Below are 24082 nucleotides of genomic sequence, written 5' to 3'. Positions count from 1 at the left end.
GGCGGATCAGAACCGCTCCGCCCGATAGGGCTGCGGGTCGATGAAGGGCGCCTCGCCCAGCATCATCTCCGCCAGCATGCGGCCGGTGGTCGGGCCGAGGGTGAGCCCCTGATGCGCATGGCCGAAGGCGCACCAGGCGCCGTTCTGGCCTGGCAGCGGGCCGATGATCGGCAGCATGTCCGGCGTGCAGGGGCGCACCCCCATCCAGGGCTTGTCCTCCACCTGCTCCGCCAGGGGCAGCAGCCCCCGCGCCACCGGCTCGGCGCGTTCGAGCTGGATCGGGCTCGGCGGCGCATCGGGGCGAGCGAATTCGGCGCCGGTCGTCAGCCGGATGCCGGCCCGCATCGGCGCCAGCAGGAAGCCGCTCTCGGTGTCCAGCACCGGGCGATGCAGCACCGCATTGCCACGCAGGCCGAAATGCAGGTGGTAGCCGCGCTTGCCGAAATAGGGCGGCGCATAGCCGAAGCGCCGGGTGAGCTGCACCGCGGCGGCGCCGAGGGCGACAACCACCGCCTCCACCTCGACCGGCCCGGTCGCGGACTGCACCCGCCAGCCCTGCCCCACTCGTTCCAGCGTCATGGCATCGCCGGTGGCCAGCGTGCCGCCGGCCTCGGCGAACATCCCGGCATAGGCCAGGGTCAGGGCATGCGGGTCGCTGACCGAAAGCGGGTCGGTCCAGTGGATCGCGCCCGCCCGCCGCGCCAGCAGATGCGGCTCCGCCTCGGCCAGGCCGTCGCCATCGAGCGCGGCATAGTTGATGCCGTAGTCGCGGTGCGCCGTCTCGGCCTGGGCCAGGGCGGCTTCCAACAGGCGCGGGTCGCTGTAGAGGCGCATCCAGCCGATCGGCCGCAGCAGCGCCATGGCTTCGGTGTCGCGCGCCAGGGCCAGATGCTCGTCGATGCAGGTGGCGATGAGGCGGGCATAGGCCTGCACCGCGCGCAGGTAGCGGCGCGGCTCGGAATTCCACCAGTAGCGCAGCAGCGGCGAGACGAAGCCGGGCAGGGCGAGCGGGTGGTAGGCGACGTCGATCGCCCGGTTGCCGGCGATCCGCCGCAGCTCCGCCAGCGCCCGGGGGAAGGGATGCGGATAGACCGCCTCGCGCTGGATCAGCCCGCCATTGCCGAAGGAGGCGCCCTCCCCCGGCCCCTGGCGGTCCAGCAGCACGGTGGCGCAGCCGCGCCGCTGCAGGTGCAGCGCGACCGAGACGCCCACCATTCCCGCCCCGAGCACGATCGCCGACCGTGGTGCCACGCCTCACCTCTCGCCTGTCCCATCCGTTCGCAGCAAGAACCAAGCCGGGCGGTGCTGGCAAGGGGGGTCGGCGCGTTTGACGGCATGGCCGGCCCGGAGGAATGCTGGCCCGGCCCAGCTCCGGAGGGGTAACGCGATGAGCCTCTTCCCACCACCCTGCATCATCGAAACGACGGTCCTGACCGAGATGCCGTCCGGGCTGCGCCGGCCCCTGGTCACCGAATGGTCGCGCGCCAACAAGGGCGGCGCCGCGGTGGACTGCTTCCTCGAGGGCCCCTGCTTCGATCCGGCGGGCAACCTCTTCGTCACCGATATCCCGCATGGGCGGATCTTCCGCATCGCCCCGGATGGCGGCTGGACCGCCATCGCCGAGTATGACGGGGAGCCGAACGGGCTGGCGCGGCATCCCGATGGGCGGCTCTTCATCGCCGACTACCGCAGCGGCATCCTGGCGCTCGACCCCGCCACGGGCCGGATCGAGACGGTGCTCGGGCGCAACAACGGCGAGCGCTTCAAGGGCGTGAACGACTTGGTCTTCGCCCGCAATGGGGACCTGTATTTCACCGACCAGGGCCAGACCGGGCTGCACGACCCGACCGGCCGGGTCTACCGCCTCTGCGCCAATGGGCGGCTCGACCTCCTCATCGCCAATGGGCCGAGCCCAAACGGCCTCGCCCTCTCGCCGGCGGAGGATGTGCTGCATGTGGCGATGACGCGGGACAATGCGGTCTGGCGGGTGCCGCTGCTGCCGCAGGGCGGCACGGCGAAGGTGCATCGCTTCGCCTCCTTCCACGGTCCCTCGGGGCCGGACGGCATGGCGGTGGATGCGAAGGGGAACCTGCTGGTGGCGCATGCCGGGCTCGGCCATGTGCTGGTCCATGGCGCCTTCGGGCAGGTGATCGCGGCCATGCGGTCCTGCCGGGGCCACACCACCACCAACCTCGCCTTCCGCCCCGATGGCGGCGTGGTCATCACCGAATCCAGCAGCGGCACCGTGCTCCAGGCGCCCTGGGACATCCCCGACGCGCATGGGATGCGCGCCGGGGCCTAGGCCGCTCTACTCGGCCGGGGCGTAATGTGCGGCGGGTGCCGGTGCGGGCAGGCCGCGCTTCGGCGCCGTCCGCGCATGGGTCGAATAGAGCGTCAGGCCGACGAAGGTGATGCCCCCGACGAGGTTGCCGAGCACGGTCGGGATCTCGTTCCAGAGCATGTAGTCCATGAAGGAGAACTGCCCCCCGAGCATCAGCCCGGACGGGAACAGGTACATGTTCACGATCGAATGCTCGAAGCCCATGTAGAAGAAGACCATGATCGGCATCCACATCGCAATCACCTTGCCGGAGACCGAGGTGGACATCATGGCGGCGACCACGCCGGTCGAGACCATCCAGTTGCAGAGCACGCCGCGGATGAACAGGGTCAGCATCCCCGCGGCGCCATGCGCCGCATAGCCGACGGTGCGGCCCTCGCCGATGGTGCCGATGCGCTGGCCGACGGCATTCGGCGCCTCGGTGAAGCCATAGGTGAAGATGATCGCCATCATCACCGCCACCAGCAGCGCGCCGGCGAAATTGCCGAAGAAGACCAGCGTCCAGTTGCGCAACATCCCGCCCGCGGTGACGCCCGGCCGGCGATCGATCAGCGCCAGCGGCACCAGGGTGAAGACACCCGTCAGCAGGTCGAAGCCGAGCAGATAGAGCAGGCAGAAGCCGACCGGGAAGAGGATGGCGCCGACCAGCGGCTGCCCGGTCTGCACCGTGACGGTGACGGCAAAGGCAGCGGCCAGCGCCAGGATGGCGCCGGCCATGAAGGCGCGGATCAGCGTGTCGCGGGTGGACATGAAGACCTTGGATTCGCCGGCATCTATCATCTTCGCCACGAATTCCTGGGGTGCCAGATAGGCCATCGGATTCGGTTCCTTGGTATCGCGGGGATCAGGCCGGCAGCGCCAGCAGGATGCGGTCGCCCTCCAGCCGCACCGGCCGGCGGTTGACGCAGCCGCTGTCGGGCGCCTGCGCCTCGCCGCTGGCGAGGTCGATGACCCAGTTGTGCAGCGGGCAGGTTACGGCATAGCCGTGGACGATGCCCTGGCTCAGCGGGCCGCCCTTGTGCGGGCAGCGATCGTCGAGCGCGAAGACGCTGTCATCGGCGCAGCGGAACAGCGCGACATCGCCGCCGGCGGTGGCAACCACCCGGCTGCCGAGCCGGGGGATGTCGGCCAGCCGCGCGACCGGGGTCCAGGTGAGCGTCGTCTCCATGCTCGTCACTCCGCCGGGACCAGGGTCTTGAAGGCGTCGCTCCCGGCCTGCTCGGCCCAGGGATCGACCTGCGCGAAGCGCTGGGCATAGAGGAAGCGCTCATGCAGGGCGCGGCGGCCCTCATGGTCCTCGGCCACGCGCTGGCGGACATGGTCGATGCCGACGCGCGCCACCCAGGGCGCGGTGCGTTCCAGGTAATGCGCCTCCTCGCGGTAGAGCTGGAGGAAGGCGCCGCAATGCTCCAGCACCTCCTCCTCACTCGTGACCTTGCACAGGAATTCGGTGGCGCGGACATGAATGCCGCCATTGCCGCCGACCGACAGCTCCCAGCCGCTATCGACCGCGACCACGCCGAAATCCTTGATCGTCGCCTCGGCGCAGTTGCGCGGGCAGCCGGAGACGGCAAGCTTCACCTTATGCGGGTGCCAGCTGCCCCAGGTCATCTTCTCCAGCTTCACGCCCATGCCGGTGCTGTCCTGGGTGCCGAAGCGGCACCAGGTGGAGCCGACGCAGGTCTTCACCGTGCGCAGCCCCTTGGCATAGGCATGGCCCGAGACCATCCCGGCCGCGTTGAGCTCGCGCCAGACGGCCGGCAGGTCTTCCCGCTTCACGCCGAACAGGTCGATGCGCTGGCCGCCGGTGACCTTCACCTCGCGCACCGCGTATTTGTCGGCGACATCGGCGATGGCGCGCAGCTCCCGCGGGTTGGTCAGCCCGCCCCACATGCGCGGCACCACGGAATAAGTGCCGTCCTTCTGGATATTGGCGTGCATCCGCTCATTCACGAAGCGGGACTGCGCGTCGTCCACATACTCGCCGGGCCAAGCGCAGAGCAGGTAGTAGTTCAGCGCCGGGCGGCAGGAATGGCAGCCATTGCTGCTGCGCCAGCCGAGGCGCTGCATCACCTGCGGGATGGTCCTGAGATCCTGCTCAAGGATGGCGCGGCGCACCGCGTCATGGCCATGCGTCGTGCATTTGCACATCGGCTTGGGGCCGGTCGGCGCGGCGACGCCGGCGGTCATTGCCAGCAGCGCCTCGACCTGCGGGGTGCAGGACCCGCAGGAGGCGCTGGCCTTGGTATGCGCCCGCACCGCATCCAGCGTGGTCAGCTTGAGATCGGCGATGGCGCCGGTGATCCTGCCCTTGCAGACGCCGTTGCAGCCGCAGATTTCCGCCGAATCCGGCAGGGCGGCGAGCGCCGCCTTCGGGTCGGCCGCCGTCAGGCCGCAAGCGGCCTCGCCCATGATCAGCCTGCCGCGGATGGCGCCGATGTCGGTGCCTTCCCGCATCAGGCGGAAGTACCAGGGCCCGTCCGCGACTTCGCCATACAGCACGGCGCCGACCAGCCGGTCGTCCCGCAGCACCAGCTTGCGATAGGTGCCGCGCTTGCGGTCCTGCAGCACCACCTCCTCATCCTCCTCGGAGGCGGCGGAGAGGGCGCCGGCGGAGAAGACGTCGATGCCGGTGATCTTGAGCCGGGTCGAAAGCGGCGGGGTGACATAGGCGGCCGTCGCGTCGCCCGCGAGTTGCGCGGCGCAGGCCTTGGCCTGCTCCCAGATCGGCGCCACCAAGCCGAAGACCTGGCCTCGATGCTCGATGCACTCGCCGACCGCATGGATATCGGCATCCGCCGTCGTCGCCATGTCGTCGCCGACGACGATCCCGCGGTTCACTTCCAGATCGGCGGCGCGGGCCAGGTCGATATTCGGCCGGATGCCGATGGCGACGACGACGAGATCGGCCGGAACCTCCCGCCCATCCGCCAGGCGCACACCCTCGGCCCGGTCGGTGCCGAGGATTTCCTCGGTCTGGCCATTGGTGAAGAAGGCAATGCCGCGCTCATCCAGGGCGCGCTGCAGCATCTGGCCGGCGGCCTCGTCCAGCTGGCGCTCCATCAGCGTCGGCATCAGATGCACCACGGCGACGCCCATGCCGCGGCGCTTCAGGCCCCATGCCGCTTCCAGCCCGAGCAGGCCGCCACCGATGACCACCGCGCGGCGCTGCGTCTCGGCGGCCGCGATCATCGCCTCGACATCGGCGATGTCGCGGAAGGTGCAGACGCCGGGCAGGCGCAGCCCCGGCAGCGGCGGCACCAGCGGGCGGGAGCCGGTGGCGATCAGCAGCTTGTCATAGGGCGCGACATGGCCGGCGGCGCTGGTGACGGTGCGCGCGGCGCGGTCGATCGCCACCACCGGGTCGCCCGCGATCAGCCGGATGCCGTTCTCGGCATACCAGGCGAGCGGGTTGATGACGATCTGCTCCAGGCTCTTCTCGCCGGCGAGGACGGAGGAGAGCGCGATGCGGTCGTAGTTCGGATGCGGCTCGGCGCCGAAGACGGTGATGTCGTAGCGCTGCGGCGCGCGGGACAGCAGTTCGCTGACGGTGCGCATGGCGGCCATGCCGTTGCCGACGACGACCAGGCGGCGCCGGGGGGCAGACATCATGTTCATGCCAGGGCCTCCGCGACGGGGCCGGGCTGCTGGGTGGGGAAGCTGGGCTGGTGCATAGCCGGTCCGCGCAACGCCCGGTGGCTGATGCGCCCAGGGGGCGCCCGACCACTGCGTGCCTGCAAGCCGCCTTTGACTTGCCGATGTCGACAGAGGACCGATCGGAGGGGAGACGCCGTTGCCTCGGCTCCGCGCTGCGGGGCAGCGGCGCATTTCTAGGCAAAGGCGCGGATTTGCGCAAGCCTTCGTTGGTGCGGCGCCCAAGGCACAAATTAAGACTATTTATTGTGCAACAGACAATATCTTGGGCGATAAGGTTCGGGCTGGATCGGAGGCATGGCGGTTTTGGCTTAAGCCTGAGCCGCCGATCTATTACTTCCCATCAGGCTACCGCGCCGCGGGCGCATCCAAGGCGAAAGGCCGTTCCTCAGCACGACGGACCACGTGGTAGCACTCGCAAGCCGCCGCCTCGAGCCTGGGCCGGTCGGTAATGGTGACGCGGCCGCGCGCATAGCGGACGAGGCCCGCCTTCTGCAGCGCGCTGGCGGCGACCGTCACGCCGGCCCGTCGCACCCCAAGCATCATCGCCAGGAATTCGTGCGTGATGGGGAAGGTATCATCCTCGCAGCGGTCATGCGCCATCAGCAGCCAGCGCGCGAGTCGCTGGTTCAGCAGGTGGCGCCCGTTGCAGGCCGCGGTCCGCGCCACCTGGCCATGATGCGAGAGGGCATAGCGCCGCAGCAGCCGGGCGAATCCAGGCAGGCGGACAAGCGCCTCCCGGAAGGCCGGGGCCGCCATGCGGAAGGAGGTGCCCGGAGCCTGGACCATGCCCTCCAGATCATCGAGCTCGTCATCGAGCAGCAGCGGCAGGCCGACCATGCCCTCGGGACCGACCACGCCCACTTCGGCACTGTCGCCATTCCTGAAGGACGCCACCATCGAACAATAGCCAGATTCGATGAAATGGACGGCCGGCATGGGCGTGGCTGGCTCCTGCAGTATGGCCCGCATGGGAAGCTCCACCAGATCGAGCCGGGGAAGGAGCTGCTCCAGCTCCTCGGGCGGCACAGCCTTCAGCAACCGGTTCCGGGGCCGGGGCGGCACCGCGGTATGGGACATGATGTCGTCCTTGGGACGGGCCGGCGCGCGGAGCAAGTGCCGCAGCGCATGGCCAGGGATGGGCGGGATCGCCACCGCTCGCATCGCCCCTGCATCATTGTCTGTACAGAAACCGACAAGGCCGCCTTCGGGATCGGAAGGCCTAGGTTTCCTGCGTCGGTCGTGGTCGACGCAACACCACGAAGCGGCTTTCGCGGAGGAAGCGCGCCTGCCATTCCGCCGTGGCCAGGGCATCGATACGGTCCCGCCACTGACGCGGCTTCCCGTCCCGATCGAAGGACAGCGCGTGATAGAGCGCCTCCGCCAGGTCAGCGAGCTCAACCTCCGACAGCGGTTCGAGATCGTCCGGCATGACTCGAACAAACCACGAACGGCTTCGGGGTTCAATCTTGTTCCGGTGAGGCCTTCGGTCGGCCGCTACCTGCCCGTTGAGGCGGCGATGGCGCCGGGTGAGGGATTTGAACCCCCGACCTCCGATTACGAATCAGCAAAACCGTGCCGCCATGAGACGCCACACGCACCCATAGCGGACCTCCTCGCTGGGTCCGCAAGCCTGAAGCTGCACCTGCCACCAGGTGGCACCATCTTCGCTGCAGGACAGGCATACCGCCTAATTCCAGCGGAAAGGACCTTTGGACCGCAGCCATGCGCGGCAAGGGCGCCTGTATCGGCGGTTGAGGGAGGAGGACTATCGCTCTTTCGAGCAGCCCACATCCCCTCGCCGGCCGAAAGGAATGCGATGGGGGATCTATCAGCGGCCTGTGGCGCAGCTTGAAGGCGCAATGGAACAGCATGGGGACATCTTCGCCACAGAGGCGGCGCGGATCTTGGCCGAAGCGAATGGGCGGTAGCGCCTGGAAAGCCTTGTTTCAAGCAGGGCACAGACGGTACGATACCCTTTTTCAGGTCGAAGGTTGAAATTCGTGAACGAACAACACAGCCGCATTCGCTGGCCAAATGGTAAGTCGTTCGCATTCACGGTATTTGACGACACCGATTTCGCCGTCCCGGGAAACTTCGAGCGGGTCTACGGTCTGATGCAGGATTGCGGCTTTCGAACGACAAAATCCGTTTGGCCGTGCGCCGGGACACGTGAGCCTTTAGTCCGGGGAGCCACTTGTGACGACCCAGCCTATCTTGCTTACGTGCTCGGATTGCAGAGGGACGGGTTCGAAATCGGTTTCCACGGGACAACCAATCACAGCGTTTGTCGCCCCGATATTCAACGCGGTCTCGACCGCTTTCGCGATCTTTTCGGACATGATCCCCGGACCATGGCCAACCACGCGGACCTAGCCGAGAACATCTATTGGGGCGCGGCCAGAGTGAGTGGGGCTCAGCGATTGGTGTACAACGTGCTTACACGAGGGCGCATGATGAATGCGTCGTTCGGCCATCGTGAGGACAGCCCCCATTTCTGGGGTGACCTGTGTCGCAGCCGGGTCGAGTACGTCCGCAACTTCATTACTCAGAACATCAATACAGCGGCGGCGTTTCCTAAAATGCCCTACCATGACCCAGAACGGCCCTATGTGAACCAGTGGTTCTCCTCCACGGAAGGACCTGATCTCGAGTCCTTCGTTCGTGCTGTTTCAGAGGCCAACCAGGATCGCCTTGAGGCAGAAGGCGGCGCATGTATCATGTATACTCATTTCGCTATCCGCTTCCAGGACAAGAGCGGGGACGTTGACCCGACGTTTCGTCGGCTCCTCACTCGCCTTTCTAGGAAGAATGGATGGTTTGTTCCCGTAGCAACATTGCTGGATTACATACGGCAATACCGGGGTGAACATGTGCTCACCCGCTTCGAGCGGTCACAAATGGAGCGGAGCTGGCTAGTACATAAACTTCGGGTCGGAGGAACAAGTTGATCCGCTGCGAAATGAGGTTTTGCTGATCCGCCTACGACTGACCTCATATCGCAAAGCAGTAAATAGTCTTCCGCATCCCAGAGCGTTCAACAGTCCTGGTCACCACCCCCGGGCAACGAAATCAACTCAGGACAAGTTCGCCAACGGCCGTTGAGGCCTCCTGGCAGTCACTGGACAACGTCTTTGACAAACACCGCTAACGTTTGGACCGGTGAGCTTCAGTAGTCCTTCAACACGAGAGCCAAGGTTGTTGCGTTTGTTCCCTGCTTCGTTGCCCACGGCAGTGCACCAAGAGGTAAAATTCCGATCGCCCGGTTCTCTTCGTGTATTCTGCGCATCGCACGGAACGGGCCTTGCAGTATTTCCTTGTCGGGACACAAAGATTCTCCCGCAGGAAAGTAGTCGTGGAGCAGAATAGTTCCACCAGGGTTGAGAAGATTCAGTGCTGCACTAACTTCTTGGTAGACGTCGTGAGATTTATGCGAGCCATCAAGGAAAATGAAATCGAAAGACTGATCAGTCGATCGCATAAAATCCTGTGCCGGCGCTGTCACAAAGTTGACTCTGTCGTGGAAGTTCAATGAGCCAGCAAAATCACTTGGCGACCCATCCAAGCCTATTTTTCTCCACGGGCCATTAGCCCGATCATTCACATCAAATATATCAACAGTTGTGATACTGCTGCCCTCGCCTAACCGCTTCAAAGCAGCAGCCATTGAAATTGTTGACGCGCCGACATGCGTTCCGATCTCGAGTATCTTTTTGGGCCTGAAGGCCATAACCAAAAAGTAGATGGCTTGCCGATTTCGTGAGCCAAGGCGAACGGAGCCGCACGCTTCACCGCAAACCCGCACCGCCAAATCCCGGGACCAAACACCTAGCCTCTGAAAGCCGGAGAACTTCATTAGGATGCGGCCTGAGGATTATTTCTTCTTCCACCCCCGCTCGCTATGCGCCGTCGGCATTATTAGCAAGGACGTCATTCAAATGCAGGATGAATCTGATCGGCGCTTCGCTAATCTGAAGTGCGGACTGTCCACACTGCGGAGGATCGTGCAGTCGCGCTTCTGCCGGAACATACAGTAAATCCGCAGGATTGTCCAATCCTGTGAATGACGAAAAGCAGGACATGCAATGAAATATAGGCCGTTCGGTGCACTTAGGGTAATACTTGCTCTGCTCGTCCTAGCGCAGCATGTGGGCCACGTAGGTCCAGCAGGCATGAACTGGGGTATGTGGGGTACTGGATCTGTTGCGGTTCTCGTGTTTTTTTGCCTGTCTGGATTTATCATGACTGAAGCTGCAGAGCGGCACTATAATAACCGCCCTGTTGCTTTCACGGCAAACCGTGCACTGCGCATTATGCCTCAGTATCTATTCTCGCTTTGTTTTGCAACTTTAGCTATTCTGGTCGTCCAAAGCTTGCGACCTGGCTTTCTCCCGAACAGGTTGGTCACGGCCCCACCGACCGATCTGATTACGATGTCAAACCTGGCAGTAAATGTCGTTATGGTGTTGCCTGGGGTAGGCCAGGATGATCTGGCCCTAATTCCCTATGTGTGGGCGCTCAGGGTGGAAGTTCTATTTTACGCCGTGGTGGCTTTGGCACTTGGTGCAGGCATTCTCGGCCGGACGGAAGCATGTGCGGCGGCGCTATTTCTTTCAATGTTTGGGTATGCGCTCGCATGCATCGGAATGGCTCCACCCATACTGCAGTATGGGCCATATTTCATACTCGGCACCATTTCCTATTTCGCCGAAACCCGACGTTTAAAAAGATATTATTTTGCAATTTTTGTTGTTTATTTAATCTGCCTTTGGACCTGCGTTACCATCAATATGCCCGACTTCTATCGAGGCAAGGCATTATCATTAGTGCAGCTATCCTCTCAAGCAGCACTTTTTTCAGCCTTAATAGCTTCTGTTCTCTTGTTGGCTCACATGAGACCGAGTGGCCGCCTCAAACGATGGGACCGAGACCTCGGCGACCTATCATATCCGCTCTACCTGCAGCATTTTGTCATTCTGATCCTTGTGTCAGCATTTCTCCCGCAGTCTTATTTCGCCATGGTAACAGCCTTTGCGGCAGCGCTGGTCGCGGCTTCCATAGCCAACTATGCTGTGGAAGCACCAATCAAATCCATTCGGGACTACATAAGAGGGGGCGATTTAGGACAGGGGAGTGCGAGGAGGTCTGGGGAGGGTGTCGCATAAGGGGAACCCTGACAACAAATACACGGCGAAGCTCTGGTCAGCCGTGAAGGTGATGACCGAGAAAGTCGGCGGCAAAGGATCGCAGTAGCCCCGCATTCGCCGCTTTAATCAGCCCGTTGGCGAGTTTGGCTTGGGCGAATTCTGTCGCCTTTGGGGATGGTGGCAGGTTCGAATGGCTCTGGGTCGGCAGCGGGACCGTCAGGCAGAGATGTTATACCAAGTCCCAATGATCCCAACCTATCAACAGCTCTTATACCAAATCCCGCTGATCAGAACCTATGCAGTAAAGCGGCTCCGCCGAGGCCGGGGCAGGCTGCGTCGGAGCGCCCCCCCCCCGGCCGCCGATAGGTTGGGATTAAGGGACTTGGTATGAGTGGCGTGGTCGGAGATGCCGCGCTCGCCAGGCCAAGCCTCCTATGACTGACTGCCGGCGGAGCTTACAGCCGGCGCGGGTTCGACGGCTTCGCCAAGGGGCTCTGCGTCGCCTAATACGCCGCGCCGGGGCCAGCCGTCACTGCTGCCGGGTACTACTTCCGCATGCTGCTGGTCGCTTACTTTGAAGGCATCAACAGGGTTCGGCGCGACGTCTGGGCTTGTGGCGGAAACTCCGAAACCAAGCTGCCCTCATCTATAAGGTCCGCACCAGGTCCGCGAACTGGAGACCCGTCGCACCTTCCCGCGTAATTGCTAGTCAACTATCTAGAAACATTGGTGCCGGGTGAGGGATTTGAACCCCCGACCTTCTGATTACAAATCAGCTGCACTACCCCTGTGCTAACCCGGCCCCGGGACGGATCCGCTGTAGCAGACCCGTCCCCTGCGGTCAGCCCACCGCCAGCAATTCGACGTCGAAGACCAGCGTCGCATTGGGCGGGATCACCCCGCCGGCGCCGCGGGCGCCATAGCCGAGCTCGGGCGGGATGGTGAGGGTTCGCTGGCCGCCAACCTTCATCCCCTCCACGCCCTGGTCCCAGCCGGCGATCACGTGGCCGGCGCCAAGCTCGAACTCGAAGGGCTGGCCGCGATCGCGGGAGCTGTCGAATTTCCGCCCCTTGTTGTCGGACGCCGCCGGGTCGTACAGCCAGCCGGTATAGTGGACCGAAACGGTCCGGCCGGCCGTGGCCGTCTCGCCGGTGCCGAGCTTCTGGTCGGTCATGCGCCTTCTCCCATCATGCGGCGGGGATCATGCACGGCCCGGCCGCCCAGGGCCAGGAGGGGTCGGCCCTGCCCTACATCATCCATTGCGGCGCACGGCGTTCGTCATCGGACCATTGGCCGACCAGCAAGGGCGGGTCGGTTATGGTCTCGGCATAGGCCTCGATCATGTGGTTGGTGTTGACGGCGAAGGTGACGGCGAAGGTCACCGCCAGCTCCCCACGCCCGGCACGCAGCCGCACCGGACGGCGCCAATGACCGCCATCCCGGCCATGCTGCGTCCATTCCCCATAACTGACTATGTCATGACCGAAATCGTAGCAGCGCCATCGATGCTCGGCCGCCCGGCGGCGGCGCTCGTCCAGGCGGCGCGCCTCGATCCTCTGGTCGGTGACGGGCCTGATCACAAGGTCTCCCTCCATCCGGTCCAGATCGAACCGACTACAGCCTGGGCCGCGGCCAGGCCAGCACGCATCGGTTGTAACGGTAGACAAAATACACGCAACCGCGGCTGGCGCGATGTGTCGGCGCATGCACCAATGCCTCAGAGGACCCAGAACGAGACGAGGAATACGAAGCATGCCGATGCAGCCGCACCGGGCGATCACCGCCCATCTGTCCAGGAATCGGGCTCTCTGGGCCGGCCTCTTCGCCCTCGCCACGGCGCTCTTCATCTTCGGCCGTTGGGAGGCCGGCACCGGCTGGCATCTCGGCGACCTCGCCTCGCTCTCCGGCGCCATCTGCGGCGCGTTGCTCATGCTGATGAGCGAGAAGGGCTTCGCCCCAACCCCGGCCGGCGAAGCAGCCTAAGCCCCTGCCCTGCCCCCTCGACCGGGGCCGCCATGCCCTGGTAGCCAAGGGTTGGTGGCCAGTGGGGGCAGGACATGGCGAAGCAGTTTCCACGCATCGAACCGGCCCATGCCGAGTTCATAGGGCGGCAGCGCATCTTCTTCACCGCCTCCGCAACCGCGGAGAGCCGGGTGAATGTCTCGCCGCGCGAGGCCTCGGCCCTGCGCCTGCTCGGCCCGAATGCCGTCTGCTACCTCGACCAGACCGGCAGCGGGGCCGAGACGGCGGCGCATCTCCGCGCGGATGGGCGGCCGACCATCATGGTCTGCGCCTTCGAGGGACCGCCGCTGATCCTCCGCCTCTATGGCCGCGGCCAGAGCCTGCCGCGCGGCACTGCCGGTTACGCCGCCCTGCTCGCTGACCACTACGGCGAGGAGCCGCCCGGCGCGCGGCAGATCGTCCGGCTGGAGATCGACCTGGTGCAGACCTCCTGCGGCTATGGCGTGCCGCTCTTCGCCCCGATGGGCGAGAGGCCCAATCTCCGCCGCTGGGCGGAGGCCAAGGGCGAGGCCGGGCTCATCGCCTATCGCGCCGAGAAGAATACCCGCAGCCTCGACGGGCTGCCCGCCCTGCCTGCCGGAGTCTGAGCCATGCCCGCGATCGAGCTGAAGCTGCTGGACGAACGCCTGCGCGACTGGGGCCTGCCCCGCTACCAGACCGGCTTGGCGGCCGCCATCGACCTGCATGCCTGCCTCGATGCCCCAGCCCTGCTGGAGGCGGGGGCGCCGCCCCAGCTGATCTCGGCCGGCTTCGCGCTGCACATGGCCGATGCCGGCATGGCCGCGCTGGTGCTGCCGCGCTCCGGCCTCGGCCACAAGCGCGGGCTGGTGCTCGGCAACCTGGTCGGGCTGATCGATGCCGACTATACTGGCCCGATCCTGGTCAGCGCCTGGAACCGCAACACGCCCGGCGCCGAGCCCATCCGCATCGAACCGGGCGAACGCTTCGCCCAACTCGTCTTCGTGCCGATCCTGCGGCCGGAATTCACGCTGGTGGAGGAATTCACCACCGTCTCGGCGCGCGGTGCCGGCGGATTCGGCTCCACCGGCACCGGCTGATCAGGGCCTGCCGCCGCCCACGACCAGCACCTGGCCGCTGACGTAATTCGATTCCGGGATGCAGAAAAGGTAGACGGAGCCCGCTGCCTCCTCCGGCCGGCCGCCGCGGCCGAGCGGGATCATCTGCTCGGCGGTCTTCAGCACCTGCGGATTGACGCCCACCGCGATCTCTCGGCCCGAGATGTCGATGGTCGCGCCGCCATGCGCCGGCGCCTCGGTCAGCCGCGTCATGATGAGGCCGAAGGCGACTGCATTCACATTGACCTTGTAGCGGCCCCATTCCTTCGCCATCGCCTTGGTCAGGCCGACGATGCCCGCCTTGGCGGTGGAGTAGTTCGCCTGCCCCGCATTGCCATAGACGCCGGAGGTGGAGCTGATATTCACCACCTTGCGGAACACCTCGCGGCCTTCCGAGGCCTCCTGCCGCGCCGCCTCGCGGATGAAGCGGGAGGCCGCGCGCATGATGCGGAAGGGCGCCGTCAGATGGACGTTGAGGATCGCCATCCACTGCTCGTCCGACATCTTCTGGATGACATTGTCCCAGGTATAGCCAGCATTGTTGACGATGATGTCGAGCCCGCCGAAGCTGTCGATCCCGGCCTGGACGAAGCGTTCGGCGAAGCCTTCCGCCGTCACGTCGCCATTGCAGGCGATGGCCGTGCCGCCCGCCGCGGTGATCTCGGCGACGGTCTCGGCGCCCGGTCCGTCATCCAGGTCGTTGACGACGACGCGGGCGCCTTCGCTGGCCAGCTTGAGCGCGATCTGCCGGCCGATGCCACGACCGGAGCCGGTGACGAGCGCGACCTTTCCTTCGAGCTTGCGGGACATGCTGTTCTCCTCCTCTGGATTGGGATTCAGTCCGGCCGCCATTCGGGCACGCCATCCCCGGCAAGGGCGGCAAGGCCGGGGGTGCCGATCGGCGTGCGGTCGCGCCGCAGCAGCAGGGCGATGGCATCGGCATCCGCGGCCGGCACCCGTGCCAGCCCGCGCCGCCCATCCGCGAGGCGCAGGATGACGACGCCCTGTTCCGGCGCGCCTTCGCGGTCATGCAGCACGGTGAAGGTCTCGATGCGCGCCGGTCCCTCGGCGGCTTCGGCGAAGGCGGGCACCGGGCCGCGCCGCGCATCCGCCTCGGCCTGCACGCTGTAGGTCTCGGCCAGCTCATCGCGCGCCGGCCGCCGCGCCAGCACCACCGCATGATGCTTGGTGACGAATTCGCCCTGGCCATAAAGCAGCGCCGCCTCGTCGCGCCCGGCGCGCAGCGCCCGCAGCATCGCGGCCGCTGCATGGGTCATGTAGTTGTTCAACGGCGCGCCGAAGAAGGTCAGCCCACCCGTCGTCGTCGGCGCCATCCCTACGGGCAGGCCGAGTCGCCGCGCCGCCATCTTCGGCACGCAGGGGAAGCAGGAATAGAGCTCGCAGATGCCGAAGCCGCTGCCCTCCGCTGCGGCGATCCGGGCGCAAGCATCGAGCACGGCATTCTGCGCATGCGCCTCGTGGTAGTGGTCGCGGTTCAGGTAGTCGCGCGGCTCCACCCCCGCGGCGCCGCCCCAGAGGAAGGCCATCCGCTCCTCCGGCACGCCCGCCGCCCGGGCACGATCGAGGCTGGTCAGCAGCAGCGCCGCACCCTGGTTCACCATCGGGTTGGCGACCTGCAGCTTGGTATAAGGATAGGCGATCGGGCGGTTAGCCGGGCCCGGCGTGCCGATCTCCTCGGCACTGTATTCCCGCTTCAGCCAGGCTGCCGGGTTGCGCGCCGCGACGCCGGAGAAGGCCGACCACAGCGCCGCCGATTCCGCCTGACCTTCGGCCGGGCTCTGGCCCAGATGGGCCTCCACCGCATTCTCGTAGAAGGGATAGACCGAGACGGGGTCGGCGACGCCGAGCCGCACCGAGAGCGGGTGCAGGTAGTCGCGCCCGCGGGTGCGTCGCCAATTCGGGTCACCCTCGGTCCAGGGCAGCTCGATCCCGGCCTTGCGCGCCTGGGCCACGGCATGCGTCGCCTCGCCGCCCACCACGGCCGAGACCTCGCTCTCGCCGCGGGCAATGCGCAGCGCCGCCTCATGCAGGAAGCGCACCGGGCTCTCGCCGCCGACCGGCCCATAGACCAGCCGCCGCGGCGCCCCGCCCAGCCGCGACGCCAGCGCCGCCGGCAGGTCGGCATAGGGCCAGGAGACGCTGTTGACGATGTCGAGGCTGTCGATCGCCGCGAGCAGCGCCGGCGCCCCGGCATCCTCGGCGGCGCGGCGCAGCGCCTCGGTCATCAGCGCCGCCGGCTCCAACGCCAGGCGCGGCTCGACCGGCCGGTCCACGACCTCGCCGGCTCCGATCAGGACGGGAATGCGTGCCGCCGCCTGCCCTGCCGCCATGCCTGCCTCCCCTTGCGTCTTGCCGCCCAGGGAAGCGCGCATGCGGCGCTTTGTCCAACCCCCCGCTTGCCGGGCACCGCCATTGCTGGTCGGATGGCGGCGGAGGCCCCGCATGACCCTCATCATCCATGGCACCACCATCCTCACCGCGGATGACGCGGACCGCGTGCTGCATGGCGCGGCCATCGCCATCGAGGGCGACCGGATCGCCGCCATCGGTCCGGAGGCGGAGGTGCTGCCGCGCTATCCCGGCGCGACGCTGGTGGATGGGCGGGACCGCGCCGTGCTGCCGGGCTTCGCCAATATCCACACCCATCTGCACATGACGCTGGCGCGCGGCATCTTCGAGGATCTCTCGCCGCCGCACCGCCCGCCCTTCTGCGGCGGCCTCTCGCCCATTCCCCTGCCGGCGCTCTCGGTGGAGGAGACCACCGTGATGTGCCAGCTCGGCGCGCTGGAGGCGATCCGCAGCGGCACGACGGCGGTGCTGGAGGACGGCGCCGGGTTGCTGGGCAGCGCCGAGGCGATGGCGGCGACCGGCCTGCGGATGCTGCTGACCGAGCGCTGCTGGGACCGTGCCGGGGCCAATATCGGCGACCCCTCCCCCTTCGATCACTCGGAACGCCTGGGCGAGCAGGGGCTGGAGCGCGTCGCCCGGCTGCATGCGGCCTGGAACGGCAAGGCCGAGGGGCGGCTGCGCGTCGGCGTCTCCGCCTGGGCGCCGGATATGTGCTCGCCCGGCCTGCTGCGGCGGCTGGAGGAGCTGCGGGCGCGGCTGGATACCATCGGCACCATCCATCTCAACCAGATCTGGGGCGAGGTCGCCGCCGTCCAGGCGCATCGCGGCCGACTGCCGACCGAATACCTGGAGGATTGCGGCTTCCTCCAGCCCCGGCTGGTGGCCGCCCATTGCCGCTGCATGGTGCATCAGGAGGAACGGCTGCTCGGCAAGGCGCGCGCCTCGGTCGCCTTCAATTCCGCCATCGCCGCCCGGCGGGGCCTCTCGCCCCGCATCTCCGTGCTGCAGGCGGAGGGCTGCACCATCGGCATGGGCACCGACAACATGGCCGAGGACATGGTGGAGGTGATGCGCACCGGCCTCTTCATGGAGCGCATCCGCCGCGAAGATGGCCGCAACCCGGCGCCGGAGGAGGCGCTGCGCTGGGCGACGCGCAATGGCTATGCCGCGATGGGCGTGCCGGATGGCGGCTGGCTCGCCCCCGGCAACCGCGCCGACCTCATCCTGATCCGCACCGACCGGCCGCATCTGGTCCCGCGCCTGAACATGGCCAGCGCCTTCGTCCATCAGGGCCAGGCCGCCGATGTGGAGAGCGTGATGGTGGACGGACAGTGGATCATGCGGGAAGGCCGGGTGCTGACCATGGATGAGCCCGCCATCCTGCGCGAGGCGGAACGGATCGCCACCCGCGCCTGGGGCCGGCTGCGGGCCGAGCGGCCCGACCTGCCCTGGCCACCCGGCCTGGCCCCGCTGGACTGAACGGCCCGCGCCGCGCAGACTGGCCGCAACGAGGAACAGCCGGCCCCGGATCAATCTTCTTGGTCGCATGATTCACGCCTTCGGCCGTGCCGGCCTACGGCGATCATGCTCTGCAAGGATCCGCCCATGATCGCCCGTCGCCCCCTGCTGCAATCTGCGCTCGGCCTGCCGGCCCTGATCACCGCCGCCCGGGCGCAGGATGCGCGCTCGGTCATCCGGTCGGTGCCGATCGGCGACCTGCGGGCGCTCGACCCGATCTGGACCACCACCTACCTCACCCGCAACCACGCCTATCTGGTCTGGGACACGCTCTTCGCGCTCGATGCGCAGAACCAGCCGCGGCCGCAGATGGTCGAGGCCTGGGAGACCAGCGCCGACGGCACCATCTGGCGCTTCCGCCTCCGCCCCGGCCTGCTCTGGCATGACAGGACGCCGGTGCTGGCCTCCGACTGCACCGCCTCGATCCGCCGCTGGGGCGCACGCGACGGCATGGGCCGCGCCCTGATGGGCGTGACCGAGAGCCTGGAGCCGGACGATGCGCGGAGCTTCAAGCTGGTGCTGAAGCGCCCGGTCGGCTTCGTGCTGGACGCGCTCGGCAAGATCGACAGCAACGTCCCCTTCATGATGCCGGAGCGGCTGGCCCGGACCGATCCGACCCAGCAGATCCCGGAGGTCATCGGCTCCGGCCCCTTCCGCTTCCTGCGCGAGGAGTGGGTGCCGGGCATTAAGGTCGTCTATGAGCGCTTCCGCCAATATGTTCCGCGCGACGAGCCGCCGAGCCAGGCCGCCGGCGGCAAGCTGGTGAAGATCGACCGCGTCGAATCCCTCTACACGCCGGATTCGGCAACGGCGGCGAACGGCCTGCTGACGGGCGAATACGACCTGCTGGAAAGCCCGGCGCCGGACCTGCTGCCGCGCCTGGCCCGCGCGCGGGATGTGGTGGTGGCGCCGAACGACCCGCTCGGTTACCAGCTCTTCGTCGCCATCAACCATCTGCATCCGCCCTTCGACAAGCCCGAGGCACGGCGGGCGCTGATGGCGGCGATCCGCCAGGACGACTTCATGGCCGCCTCGGTCGGCGACCGGAATCCCTGGCGCGAATGCGCCGCCAGCTTCGGCTGCACGCCGGAGGATGCGGCGCAATTCGACAGCCTCGGCTGGCCGCGCCTTGAGGCCGCCAAGGCCGGGGAGGCGCTGCGCGCCGCTGGCTATGACGGCCGCCCGCTGGTGGTGATGGACCCGGCCGACAATGCCACGCTGCATCCCGGCGCGCTGGTCCTGGCCGATACGCTGCGGAAGATGGGCGCCAATGTGGACCTCCAGGTGATGGACTGGAGCGCGCTGGTGCAGCGCCGGTCGCAGAAATCCCCGCCGGGCCAGGGTGGCTGGAACCTCTTCGTCACCAATGCGACGCTGACCGGCATCGCCAACCCGCTGCTCAACACCTTCGTCCGGCATTGCGAGGATGCCTGGTTCGGCTGGCCCTGCGACACCCGCGTGCCGAAGCTGATCGAGGACTGGACCTTCGCCACCGACGCCGCCGCCCGCCAATCCGTATTGAAGTCGCTGGAGCGGACCCATGCCGAGACGGTGACCAATATCCCGCTCGGCCAGTATCGCAGCTCCATCGCCTATCGCCGCAGCCTGAAGGGGCTGATCCCCGGCCCGGCGCTGTTCTACTGGAACCTTGAGAAGGGCTAGGCGGCTTGCTGCCGGCGGAGGAGGGCGCATAATCCCGGCCCAAGGGCAGGAGACATCCATGGGCAACCGCATCGCCATCATCGGCGCCGGCGCGGTCGGCGGCTATGCCGGAGCGCATATGGCACAGGCCGGCGAGGACGTAACCTTCGTCGATATGTGGCCGGAGAATGTGGAGGCGATGCGGAGCCGCGGGCTGCGCATCTCCCATCTGCGCGACGTGCCGGAATTCACCGTCCCGGTCCGCGCCATCCATCTGACGGAATTACAGCATGTCTCGAAGGAGCGGCCCTTCGACATCGCCTTCATCTGCGTGAAGTCCTACGACACCGCCTGGGCCACGCTGATGGTGCGGCAGTATCTGGCACCCGGTGGCTACTGCGTCTCCTTGCAGAATTGCATGAACGAGGAGACCATCGCCGGCATCGTCGGCTGGGGCCGGGTGCTCGGCGCCATCGCCTCCTCCATCACCGTCGATCTCTGCGAGCCGGGCCATGTGCGGCGCGCTGCCGGCAAGTCCGGCGCCTCCCACACCGTCTTCCGCGTCGGCGAGGTGCATGGCCGCATCACCGACCGGGCGCAGGAGATCGGCCGGCTGACGGCGCTGTCCGACAGCACGCAGGTCACGGGCAATCTCTGGGGCGAGCGCTGGTCGAAGCTGGTGACCAATGCCATGGCGAACGGTCTCTCGGCCTGCACCGGCCTCGTCTCCCGCGACATCCTGCTGGACGATACGCTTCGCGCCTTCACCGCCCGCCTCGGGAGCGAGGCGATCCGGGTCGGCCAGGCCCTCGGCTACAGCCTGGAGGAGATCCATCATATCGAGCCGGAGGTGATCGCCCGCGCCGGCGAGGGCGATCCGGAGGCCCGGCATGCCTATGACGAGCACCGCCTGGCCGAGGCCCGCAAGCCCGGCGGCGGCGCGCATCGCCCCTCCATGGGCCAGGACATGGTGAAGGGCCGCCGCACCGAGATCGAATTCCTTAACGGTTATATCGTGGACCGGGCGAAGGAGATCGGGCTTTCGACGCCCGCCAACGCGGCCCTGACGGATATCGTGAAGCGCGTGGAACGGGGCGATTTGCAGCCCGACCCGCGTCACATCCTCGACCTGCGGCTGAACTAGGGGAGCGCGACGCCATGGCCATCCTCCGTCTTGCCTGCCTCCTGCTCCTCGCCGGCCTCGGCACCGCCGGGGCGCAGCCCTTCCCCAGCCGTCCCATCACCATCGTCGCCGCCGGCGCCGCGGGTGGGCCGACCGATACGATCACCCGCATCCTCGCCGATGCGCTGGGCCGCGCCCTGCCCCAGCCGGTGGTGGTGGAGGCGATCGGCGGCTCCCTGGTCGGGCCGCAGCGCGCCGCCCAGGCGCGGCCGGACGGCTATACGCTGCTGGTCAACAATATCGGCTTCGCCGCCAGCGCCACGCTCTATCGCAAGCTGCCCTATGACGTGCTGGAGAGCTTCGCGCCGCTCGGCCTCGTCTCCGACGCGGCGATGACCTTCGTCGCCAAGCCGGGCTTCCCGGCGACCGATCTCCGCAGCTATATCGCCGCGCTGCGCGAGGGCGGGGACCGGCTGAACCTCGCCCATGCCGGGCTCGGCTCCGCCGCGCATCTCTGCGGCGTGCTGTTGCAGCAGGCGGCCGGGGCCCGGGCGACGACGATTGCCTTCCGCGGCACCGGCCCGGCCATCGCCGAGCTGATGGCGGGGCGGCTCGACCTGCTCTGCGACCAGGCGACCAACACGGTGCCCTTCATCAAGGACAACCGCATCGCCTCCTACGCCGTCACCAGCACGGCCCGGCTGGCCGAGCTGCCGGACCTGCCGACCACGACGGAGGCCGGCTTCCCGGCGCTGGTCATGACCACTTGGCATGCGATGTATGCCCCGGCCGGCACGCCGGCGGAGGTGCAGGAGGCGCTCTCGGCCGCGCTGCGGATGGCGATGCGGGACGGGACGCTCCGCCGCCGCTTCGCCGAGCTGGCGACCGCGCCGGCGACGGAGGAGCGCGCCAGCATCGCCTTCCACCGCCGCTTCCTGGCCGAGGAGGTGGCGCGCTGGCGGCCGATCATCCAGGCCGCCGGCGCCTTTGCCGATTGAGGCCGGAACGCCCCCGGCCCATATGCGGGGGATGGACCTCGATTTCTCCGATGCCGAGCTGCATCGCTATTCCCGCCACATCCTGCTGCAGGATGTGGGGGCGGTCGGGCAGGCGCGGCTGCGGGCGGCGCGGGTGCTGGTGGTCGGCGCGGGCGGGCTCGGGGCGCCGCTCGCGCTCTATCTGGCGGCGGCGGGCGTCGGCACGATCGGAATCCTCGACCACGACGCGCTGGAGCTGTCGAACCTCCAGCGCCAAGTGATCCACAGCACTGCCCGGATCGGCCGCAACAAGGCTGAGAGCGCTGCCGAGACCCTGGCCGGGCTCAATCCGGAAGTCCGGGTCGAGGTACATCCCCGCCGCATGGATGCGGCTACGGCACGGGATCAGATCCCCCGCTACGATCTGGTCTGCGACGGCACCGATAATTTCCCGACCCGCTTCCTGCTCGGCGATGCCTGCCACCTGCTCGGCCGGCCGCTGGTCTCGGCCGCGGTGCTGCGCTTCGAGGGACAGCTTTCCACCTTCAAGTCGCATCTCGGCGCGCCGCATCCCTGCCATCGCTGCCTCCACCCGGAGCCGCCGCCGCCGGGCCTGGTGCCGAGCTGTTCCGAGGCCGGGGTGCTCGGCGCCGTCACCGGCGTGATGGGCACGCTCCAGGCCGCCGAGGTGCTGAAGGAGATCCTCGGCATCGGCGAGGGGATGTCGGGGCGGCTGCTGCTCTGGGATGCGCTGGATGCCCGCTTCCGCACCATCCGCCTGCGCCGCGACCCGGCCTGTGCCCTCTGCGGCGAGGCGGCGACGATCCACGACCTTTCGGCGCATGCCGCCTGATGGCCCGGTCGCTCGGCATCCTGCTGATCTCGGGCGGGCATGAGCGGGCGCATTACGCCCTGGTGCTGGCGACCGGGGCGGCGGCGCTGGGACGGGAGGTGACGCTCTTCGCCACCAATGCCGGCTGCCGGCTGTTCCTGGCCGATGCGCCGCTCCTGCGCGAGCCGCGCGAGGCGGAGGTCGCCGCGACGGGTGTGGCCGGCATCGGCACGCTGATCGAGGCGGCGGAGGAGCTCGGCCTGCGGATGATCGCCTGCGAGGCCGGGCTGCGGACCGAGGCGCTGGAGGCCGCGGCGCTGCGGCCCGGTGTCGAGGTCGCCGGGGTGGCCAGCTTCCTCGCCGCCATCGGCGATGGCCAGATCGCCACGCTATAGCAGCTTGACCGCGGGGGTCCCGGCTTGGCATGCCAGACCCGTGATACATCCCCGCCCCCTCGCCCTGCTGCTCTCCGGGCTGGCCCTGGCCCCCACCGCCTGGGCCCCTTCCGCCTGGGCGCAAAGCAGCCTGGGCCAGCCGGGCAGCCTGCCGCCGCCCCGCGCCGCGCCGGCTGCCCCCGCGCCGGCGCATGCCCCCGCACCGGCCGCGCCGCAGCAGCCGAGCCAGCCGCGCGCCGGGGCTGCCACGCCGCCCCGGCCGAGCCCCGCCCCGCCCCGCCCGGCCACGCCGCCCGCCGCCCCGTCTGCCAGCACCGCCAAGCCGCCGGCGCCGACGGTGCAGCCCCGCCCCGGCGCCACCGCCAGCCCGCGCCCGGCCACGCCACCAGCCGCCGGCCAGCAGCCGCCGCGCCGCCGCGCCCCGGCCGCCGCCGCGGGGGCCGCGGCCGGGGCTGCCGCCGGCGCCGCGGCGGCCATTGTCCCGCCGGTGGCCCCGGCTGCCCCACCGCCGCCGCCCCAGCCCTCGGTCGGCTCCGATACCGGCCGGCCGCTGCCGCGCTATGCCGCGCTCGGCTCCAACCAGGTGAATCTGCGCGTTGGGCCCGATCTCCGCTTCCGCATCGACTGGACCTATCAGCGGAAGGATCTGCCGGTGCAGATCATCGAGGAGCACCAGGCCTGGCGCCGCATCCGCGACCCGGAGGGTACGGAGGGCTGGGTGCAGAAGCCGCTGCTGACTGCCCGCCGCAGCTTCCTGGTGCAGGGCGAGGAGCGGGCGCTGCGCCGCCGGCCGGAGGAGGGGTCAGAGCCCGTCGCCCGGCTCCGCCCCGGCGTCATCGGCAGCCTCCGCCGCTGCGAGGCCGGCAGCGCCTGGTGCGAGGCCCGGGTCGGCGACTATCGCGGCTGGATCAAGCGCTCCGAGATCTGGGGCGTGGCGGCGGATGAGGCGGTGGGCGACTGAGGCTGGACGCGAACGCCCGCCCCGC

24 protein-coding genes and 1 tRNA gene are annotated in these 24082 nt (G+C 67.9%); 13 read left to right on the top strand and 12 right to left on the bottom strand.

The features are described from left to right. Positions 1–6: 6 nt before the first annotated feature. A complete protein-coding gene (locus tag JMJ55_RS17550) occupies positions 7–1251 on the bottom strand; it encodes an NAD(P)/FAD-dependent oxidoreductase (protein ID WP_328702684.1) in 1245 nt (414 codons plus the stop codon). A 136-nt stretch (positions 1252–1387) separates the two neighbouring features. Between JMJ55_RS17550 and JMJ55_RS17545 the strand changes: the two genes are divergently transcribed. After that, positions 1388–2302, top strand: a complete 915-nt coding sequence (locus JMJ55_RS17545) for an SMP-30/gluconolactonase/LRE family protein (RefSeq protein ID WP_202826882.1) — start codon at positions 1388–1390, stop codon at positions 2300–2302. 6 nt (positions 2303–2308) lie between these two features. On the opposite strand, the gene JMJ55_RS17540 is transcribed toward JMJ55_RS17545, so the two are convergent. The 5 genes from JMJ55_RS17540 to JMJ55_RS17520 form a co-directional block, all read right to left on the bottom strand. Further along, entirely contained in the window at positions 2309–3157 is an 849-nt protein-coding gene (locus JMJ55_RS17540; protein ID WP_202826881.1) for a formate/nitrite transporter family protein, read from the bottom strand. 28 nt (positions 3158–3185) lie between these two features. Next, positions 3186–3509: a nitrite reductase small subunit NirD gene (nirD, locus tag JMJ55_RS17535; RefSeq protein WP_202826880.1), complete on the bottom strand. Its 324-nt coding sequence runs from the start codon at positions 3507–3509 to the stop codon at positions 3186–3188. Between the two features lie 5 nt (positions 3510–3514). Then, the gene (nirB, locus tag JMJ55_RS17530) at positions 3515–5959 is read right to left on the bottom strand and encodes a nitrite reductase large subunit NirB (protein ID WP_456237078.1); all 2445 of its coding nucleotides are present in this window, start codon (positions 5957–5959) and stop codon (positions 3515–3517) included. 384 nt (positions 5960–6343) lie between these two features. Continuing rightward, positions 6344–7159, bottom strand: a complete 816-nt coding sequence (locus JMJ55_RS17525) for a Crp/Fnr family transcriptional regulator (protein ID WP_236033796.1) — start codon at positions 7157–7159, stop codon at positions 6344–6346. Positions 7160–7217: 58 nt separating this feature from the next. Next, on the bottom strand, positions 7218–7427 hold the full coding sequence (locus tag JMJ55_RS17520; protein ID WP_202826879.1) for a hypothetical protein: 210 nt from the start codon (positions 7425–7427) through the stop codon (positions 7218–7220). Positions 7428–7998: 571 nt separating this feature from the next. Between JMJ55_RS17520 and JMJ55_RS17515 the strand changes: the two genes are divergently transcribed. Beyond that, complete coding sequence (locus tag JMJ55_RS17515; protein WP_202826878.1) at positions 7999–8946, top strand: polysaccharide deacetylase family protein; 948 nt, start codon at positions 7999–8001, stop codon at positions 8944–8946. 218 nt (positions 8947–9164) lie between these two features. Here JMJ55_RS17515 and JMJ55_RS17510 read toward each other — a convergent pair whose 3' ends face one another. Beyond that, positions 9165–9851 (bottom strand): O-methyltransferase, encoded by a 687-nt coding sequence (locus JMJ55_RS17510; protein ID WP_202826877.1) that lies wholly within the window; start codon positions 9849–9851, stop codon positions 9165–9167. A 229-nt stretch (positions 9852–10080) separates the two neighbouring features. Here JMJ55_RS17510 and JMJ55_RS17505 point away from each other — a divergent pair, with 229 nt between their 5' ends. Next, positions 10081–11160 carry an acyltransferase family protein gene (locus tag JMJ55_RS17505; RefSeq protein ID WP_202826876.1) on the top strand — a complete coding sequence of 360 codons (1080 nt, stop codon included), beginning with the start codon at positions 10081–10083 and terminating at the stop codon, positions 11158–11160. Positions 11161–11869: 709 nt separating this feature from the next. Here the strand turns inward: JMJ55_RS17505 and JMJ55_RS17500 are convergent. From JMJ55_RS17500 to JMJ55_RS17490, 3 genes are all read right to left on the bottom strand, one after another. Then, a tRNA-Thr gene (locus JMJ55_RS17500) sits at positions 11870–11944 on the bottom strand. Positions 11945–11983: 39 nt separating this feature from the next. After that, complete coding sequence (locus JMJ55_RS17495; protein ID WP_202826875.1) at positions 11984–12316, bottom strand: FKBP-type peptidyl-prolyl cis-trans isomerase; 333 nt, start codon at positions 12314–12316, stop codon at positions 11984–11986. Positions 12317–12389: 73 nt separating this feature from the next. Further along, on the bottom strand, positions 12390–12722 hold the full coding sequence (locus JMJ55_RS17490) for a hypothetical protein (protein ID WP_202826874.1): 333 nt from the start codon (positions 12720–12722) through the stop codon (positions 12390–12392). Positions 12723–12894: 172 nt separating this feature from the next. Between JMJ55_RS17490 and JMJ55_RS17485 the strand changes: the two genes are divergently transcribed. From JMJ55_RS17485 to dut, 3 genes are all read left to right on the top strand, one after another. Beyond that, positions 12895–13125, top strand: a complete 231-nt coding sequence (locus JMJ55_RS17485; protein ID WP_202826873.1) for a hypothetical protein — start codon at positions 12895–12897, stop codon at positions 13123–13125. 74 nt (positions 13126–13199) lie between these two features. After that, positions 13200–13751, top strand: coding sequence for a pyridoxamine 5'-phosphate oxidase family protein (locus tag JMJ55_RS17480; RefSeq protein WP_202826872.1), 552 nt, complete (start codon positions 13200–13202; stop codon positions 13749–13751). A gap of 3 nt (positions 13752–13754) precedes the next feature. Beyond that, a complete protein-coding gene (gene dut, locus JMJ55_RS17475; RefSeq protein ID WP_202826871.1) occupies positions 13755–14222 on the top strand; it encodes a dUTP diphosphatase in 468 nt (155 codons plus the stop codon). Here dut and JMJ55_RS17470 read toward each other — a convergent pair whose 3' ends face one another. Beyond that, positions 14223–15050, bottom strand: coding sequence for an SDR family NAD(P)-dependent oxidoreductase (locus JMJ55_RS17470; RefSeq protein ID WP_202826870.1), 828 nt, complete (start codon positions 15048–15050; stop codon positions 14223–14225). 26 nt (positions 15051–15076) lie between these two features. Continuing rightward, on the bottom strand, positions 15077–16633 hold the full coding sequence (locus JMJ55_RS17465) for an acetyl-CoA acetyltransferase (protein WP_202826869.1): 1557 nt from the start codon (positions 16631–16633) through the stop codon (positions 15077–15079). A 70-nt stretch (positions 16634–16703) separates the two neighbouring features. On the opposite strand from JMJ55_RS17465, the gene JMJ55_RS17460 reads away from it, so the two are divergent. The 7 genes from JMJ55_RS17460 to JMJ55_RS17430 all read left to right on the top strand — a co-directional run bounded on the left by JMJ55_RS17460 (position 16704) and on the right by JMJ55_RS17430 (position 24057). Next, complete coding sequence (locus JMJ55_RS17460) at positions 16704–18089, top strand: amidohydrolase family protein (RefSeq protein ID WP_202826868.1); 1386 nt, start codon at positions 16704–16706, stop codon at positions 18087–18089. A gap of 126 nt (positions 18090–18215) precedes the next feature. Continuing rightward, complete coding sequence (locus JMJ55_RS17455) at positions 18216–19790, top strand: ABC transporter substrate-binding protein (protein ID WP_202826867.1); 1575 nt, start codon at positions 18216–18218, stop codon at positions 19788–19790. A 58-nt stretch (positions 19791–19848) separates the two neighbouring features. Then, on the top strand, positions 19849–20913 hold the full coding sequence (locus JMJ55_RS17450; protein WP_202826866.1) for a ketopantoate reductase family protein: 1065 nt from the start codon (positions 19849–19851) through the stop codon (positions 20911–20913). Between the two features lie 14 nt (positions 20914–20927). Beyond that, positions 20928–21890 carry a tripartite tricarboxylate transporter substrate-binding protein gene (locus JMJ55_RS17445; protein WP_202826865.1) on the top strand — a complete coding sequence of 321 codons (963 nt, stop codon included), beginning with the start codon at positions 20928–20930 and terminating at the stop codon, positions 21888–21890. Positions 21891–21912: 22 nt separating this feature from the next. Continuing rightward, on the top strand, positions 21913–22722 hold the full coding sequence (locus JMJ55_RS17440; RefSeq protein ID WP_202826993.1) for a HesA/MoeB/ThiF family protein: 810 nt from the start codon (positions 21913–21915) through the stop codon (positions 22720–22722). Continuing rightward, positions 22722–23096, top strand: coding sequence for a DsrE family protein (locus JMJ55_RS17435; protein ID WP_202826864.1), 375 nt, complete (start codon positions 22722–22724; stop codon positions 23094–23096). The genes JMJ55_RS17440 and JMJ55_RS17435 overlap by 1 nt, the downstream gene beginning before the upstream one ends. A gap of 40 nt (positions 23097–23136) precedes the next feature. Then, a complete protein-coding gene (locus JMJ55_RS17430; RefSeq protein ID WP_202826863.1) occupies positions 23137–24057 on the top strand; it encodes an SH3 domain-containing protein in 921 nt (306 codons plus the stop codon). Positions 24058–24082 lie beyond the last annotated feature (25 nt).

It is taken from the genome of Belnapia mucosa (assembly GCF_016775475.1).
GTDB classification, from domain to species: Bacteria; Pseudomonadota; Alphaproteobacteria; order Acetobacterales; family Acetobacteraceae; genus Belnapia; species Belnapia mucosa.
This window is presented reverse-complemented; position numbering and strand designations above follow the sequence as displayed.

What these genes read in the sequence shown, in the direction of transcription:
- JMJ55_RS17545 (WP_202826882.1), top strand. Translation starts at nt 1,388, where the DNA reads ATGAGCCTCTTCCCACCACCCTGCATCATCGAAACGACGGTCCTGACC.
- JMJ55_RS17540 (WP_202826881.1), bottom strand. Translation starts at nt 3,157, where the DNA reads ATGGCCTATCTGGCACCCCAGGAATTCGTGGCGAAGATGATAGATGCC.
- nirD (WP_202826880.1), bottom strand. Translation starts at nt 3,509, where the DNA reads ATGGAGACGACGCTCACCTGGACCCCGGTCGCGCGGCTGGCCGACATC.
- nirB (WP_456237078.1), bottom strand. Translation starts at nt 5,959, where the DNA reads ATGAACATGATGTCTGCCCCCCGGCGCCGCCTGGTCGTCGTCGGCAAC.
- JMJ55_RS17525 (WP_236033796.1), bottom strand. Translation starts at nt 7,159, where the DNA reads ATGCGAGCGGTGGCGATCCCGCCCATCCCTGGCCATGCGCTGCGGCAC.
- JMJ55_RS17520 (WP_202826879.1), bottom strand. Translation starts at nt 7,427, where the DNA reads ATGCCGGACGATCTCGAACCGCTGTCGGAGGTTGAGCTCGCTGACCTG.
- JMJ55_RS17510 (WP_202826877.1), bottom strand. Translation starts at nt 9,851, where the DNA reads ATGAAGTTCTCCGGCTTTCAGAGGCTAGGTGTTTGGTCCCGGGATTTG.
- JMJ55_RS17505 (WP_202826876.1), top strand. Translation starts at nt 10,081, where the DNA reads ATGAAATATAGGCCGTTCGGTGCACTTAGGGTAATACTTGCTCTGCTC.
- JMJ55_RS17495 (WP_202826875.1), bottom strand. Translation starts at nt 12,316, where the DNA reads ATGACCGACCAGAAGCTCGGCACCGGCGAGACGGCCACGGCCGGCCGG.
- JMJ55_RS17485 (WP_202826873.1), top strand. Translation starts at nt 12,895, where the DNA reads ATGCCGATGCAGCCGCACCGGGCGATCACCGCCCATCTGTCCAGGAAT.
- JMJ55_RS17480 (WP_202826872.1), top strand. Translation starts at nt 13,200, where the DNA reads ATGGCGAAGCAGTTTCCACGCATCGAACCGGCCCATGCCGAGTTCATA.
- dut (WP_202826871.1), top strand. Translation starts at nt 13,755, where the DNA reads ATGCCCGCGATCGAGCTGAAGCTGCTGGACGAACGCCTGCGCGACTGG.
- JMJ55_RS17470 (WP_202826870.1), bottom strand. Translation starts at nt 15,050, where the DNA reads ATGTCCCGCAAGCTCGAAGGAAAGGTCGCGCTCGTCACCGGCTCCGGT.
- JMJ55_RS17465 (WP_202826869.1), bottom strand. Translation starts at nt 16,633, where the DNA reads ATGCGCGCTTCCCTGGGCGGCAAGACGCAAGGGGAGGCAGGCATGGCG.
- JMJ55_RS17460 (WP_202826868.1), top strand. Translation starts at nt 16,704, where the DNA reads ATGACCCTCATCATCCATGGCACCACCATCCTCACCGCGGATGACGCG.
- JMJ55_RS17455 (WP_202826867.1), top strand. Translation starts at nt 18,216, where the DNA reads ATGATCGCCCGTCGCCCCCTGCTGCAATCTGCGCTCGGCCTGCCGGCC.
- JMJ55_RS17450 (WP_202826866.1), top strand. Translation starts at nt 19,849, where the DNA reads ATGGGCAACCGCATCGCCATCATCGGCGCCGGCGCGGTCGGCGGCTAT.
- JMJ55_RS17445 (WP_202826865.1), top strand. Translation starts at nt 20,928, where the DNA reads ATGGCCATCCTCCGTCTTGCCTGCCTCCTGCTCCTCGCCGGCCTCGGC.
- JMJ55_RS17440 (WP_202826993.1), top strand. Translation starts at nt 21,913, where the DNA reads ATGCGGGGGATGGACCTCGATTTCTCCGATGCCGAGCTGCATCGCTAT.
- JMJ55_RS17435 (WP_202826864.1), top strand. Translation starts at nt 22,722, where the DNA reads ATGGCCCGGTCGCTCGGCATCCTGCTGATCTCGGGCGGGCATGAGCGG.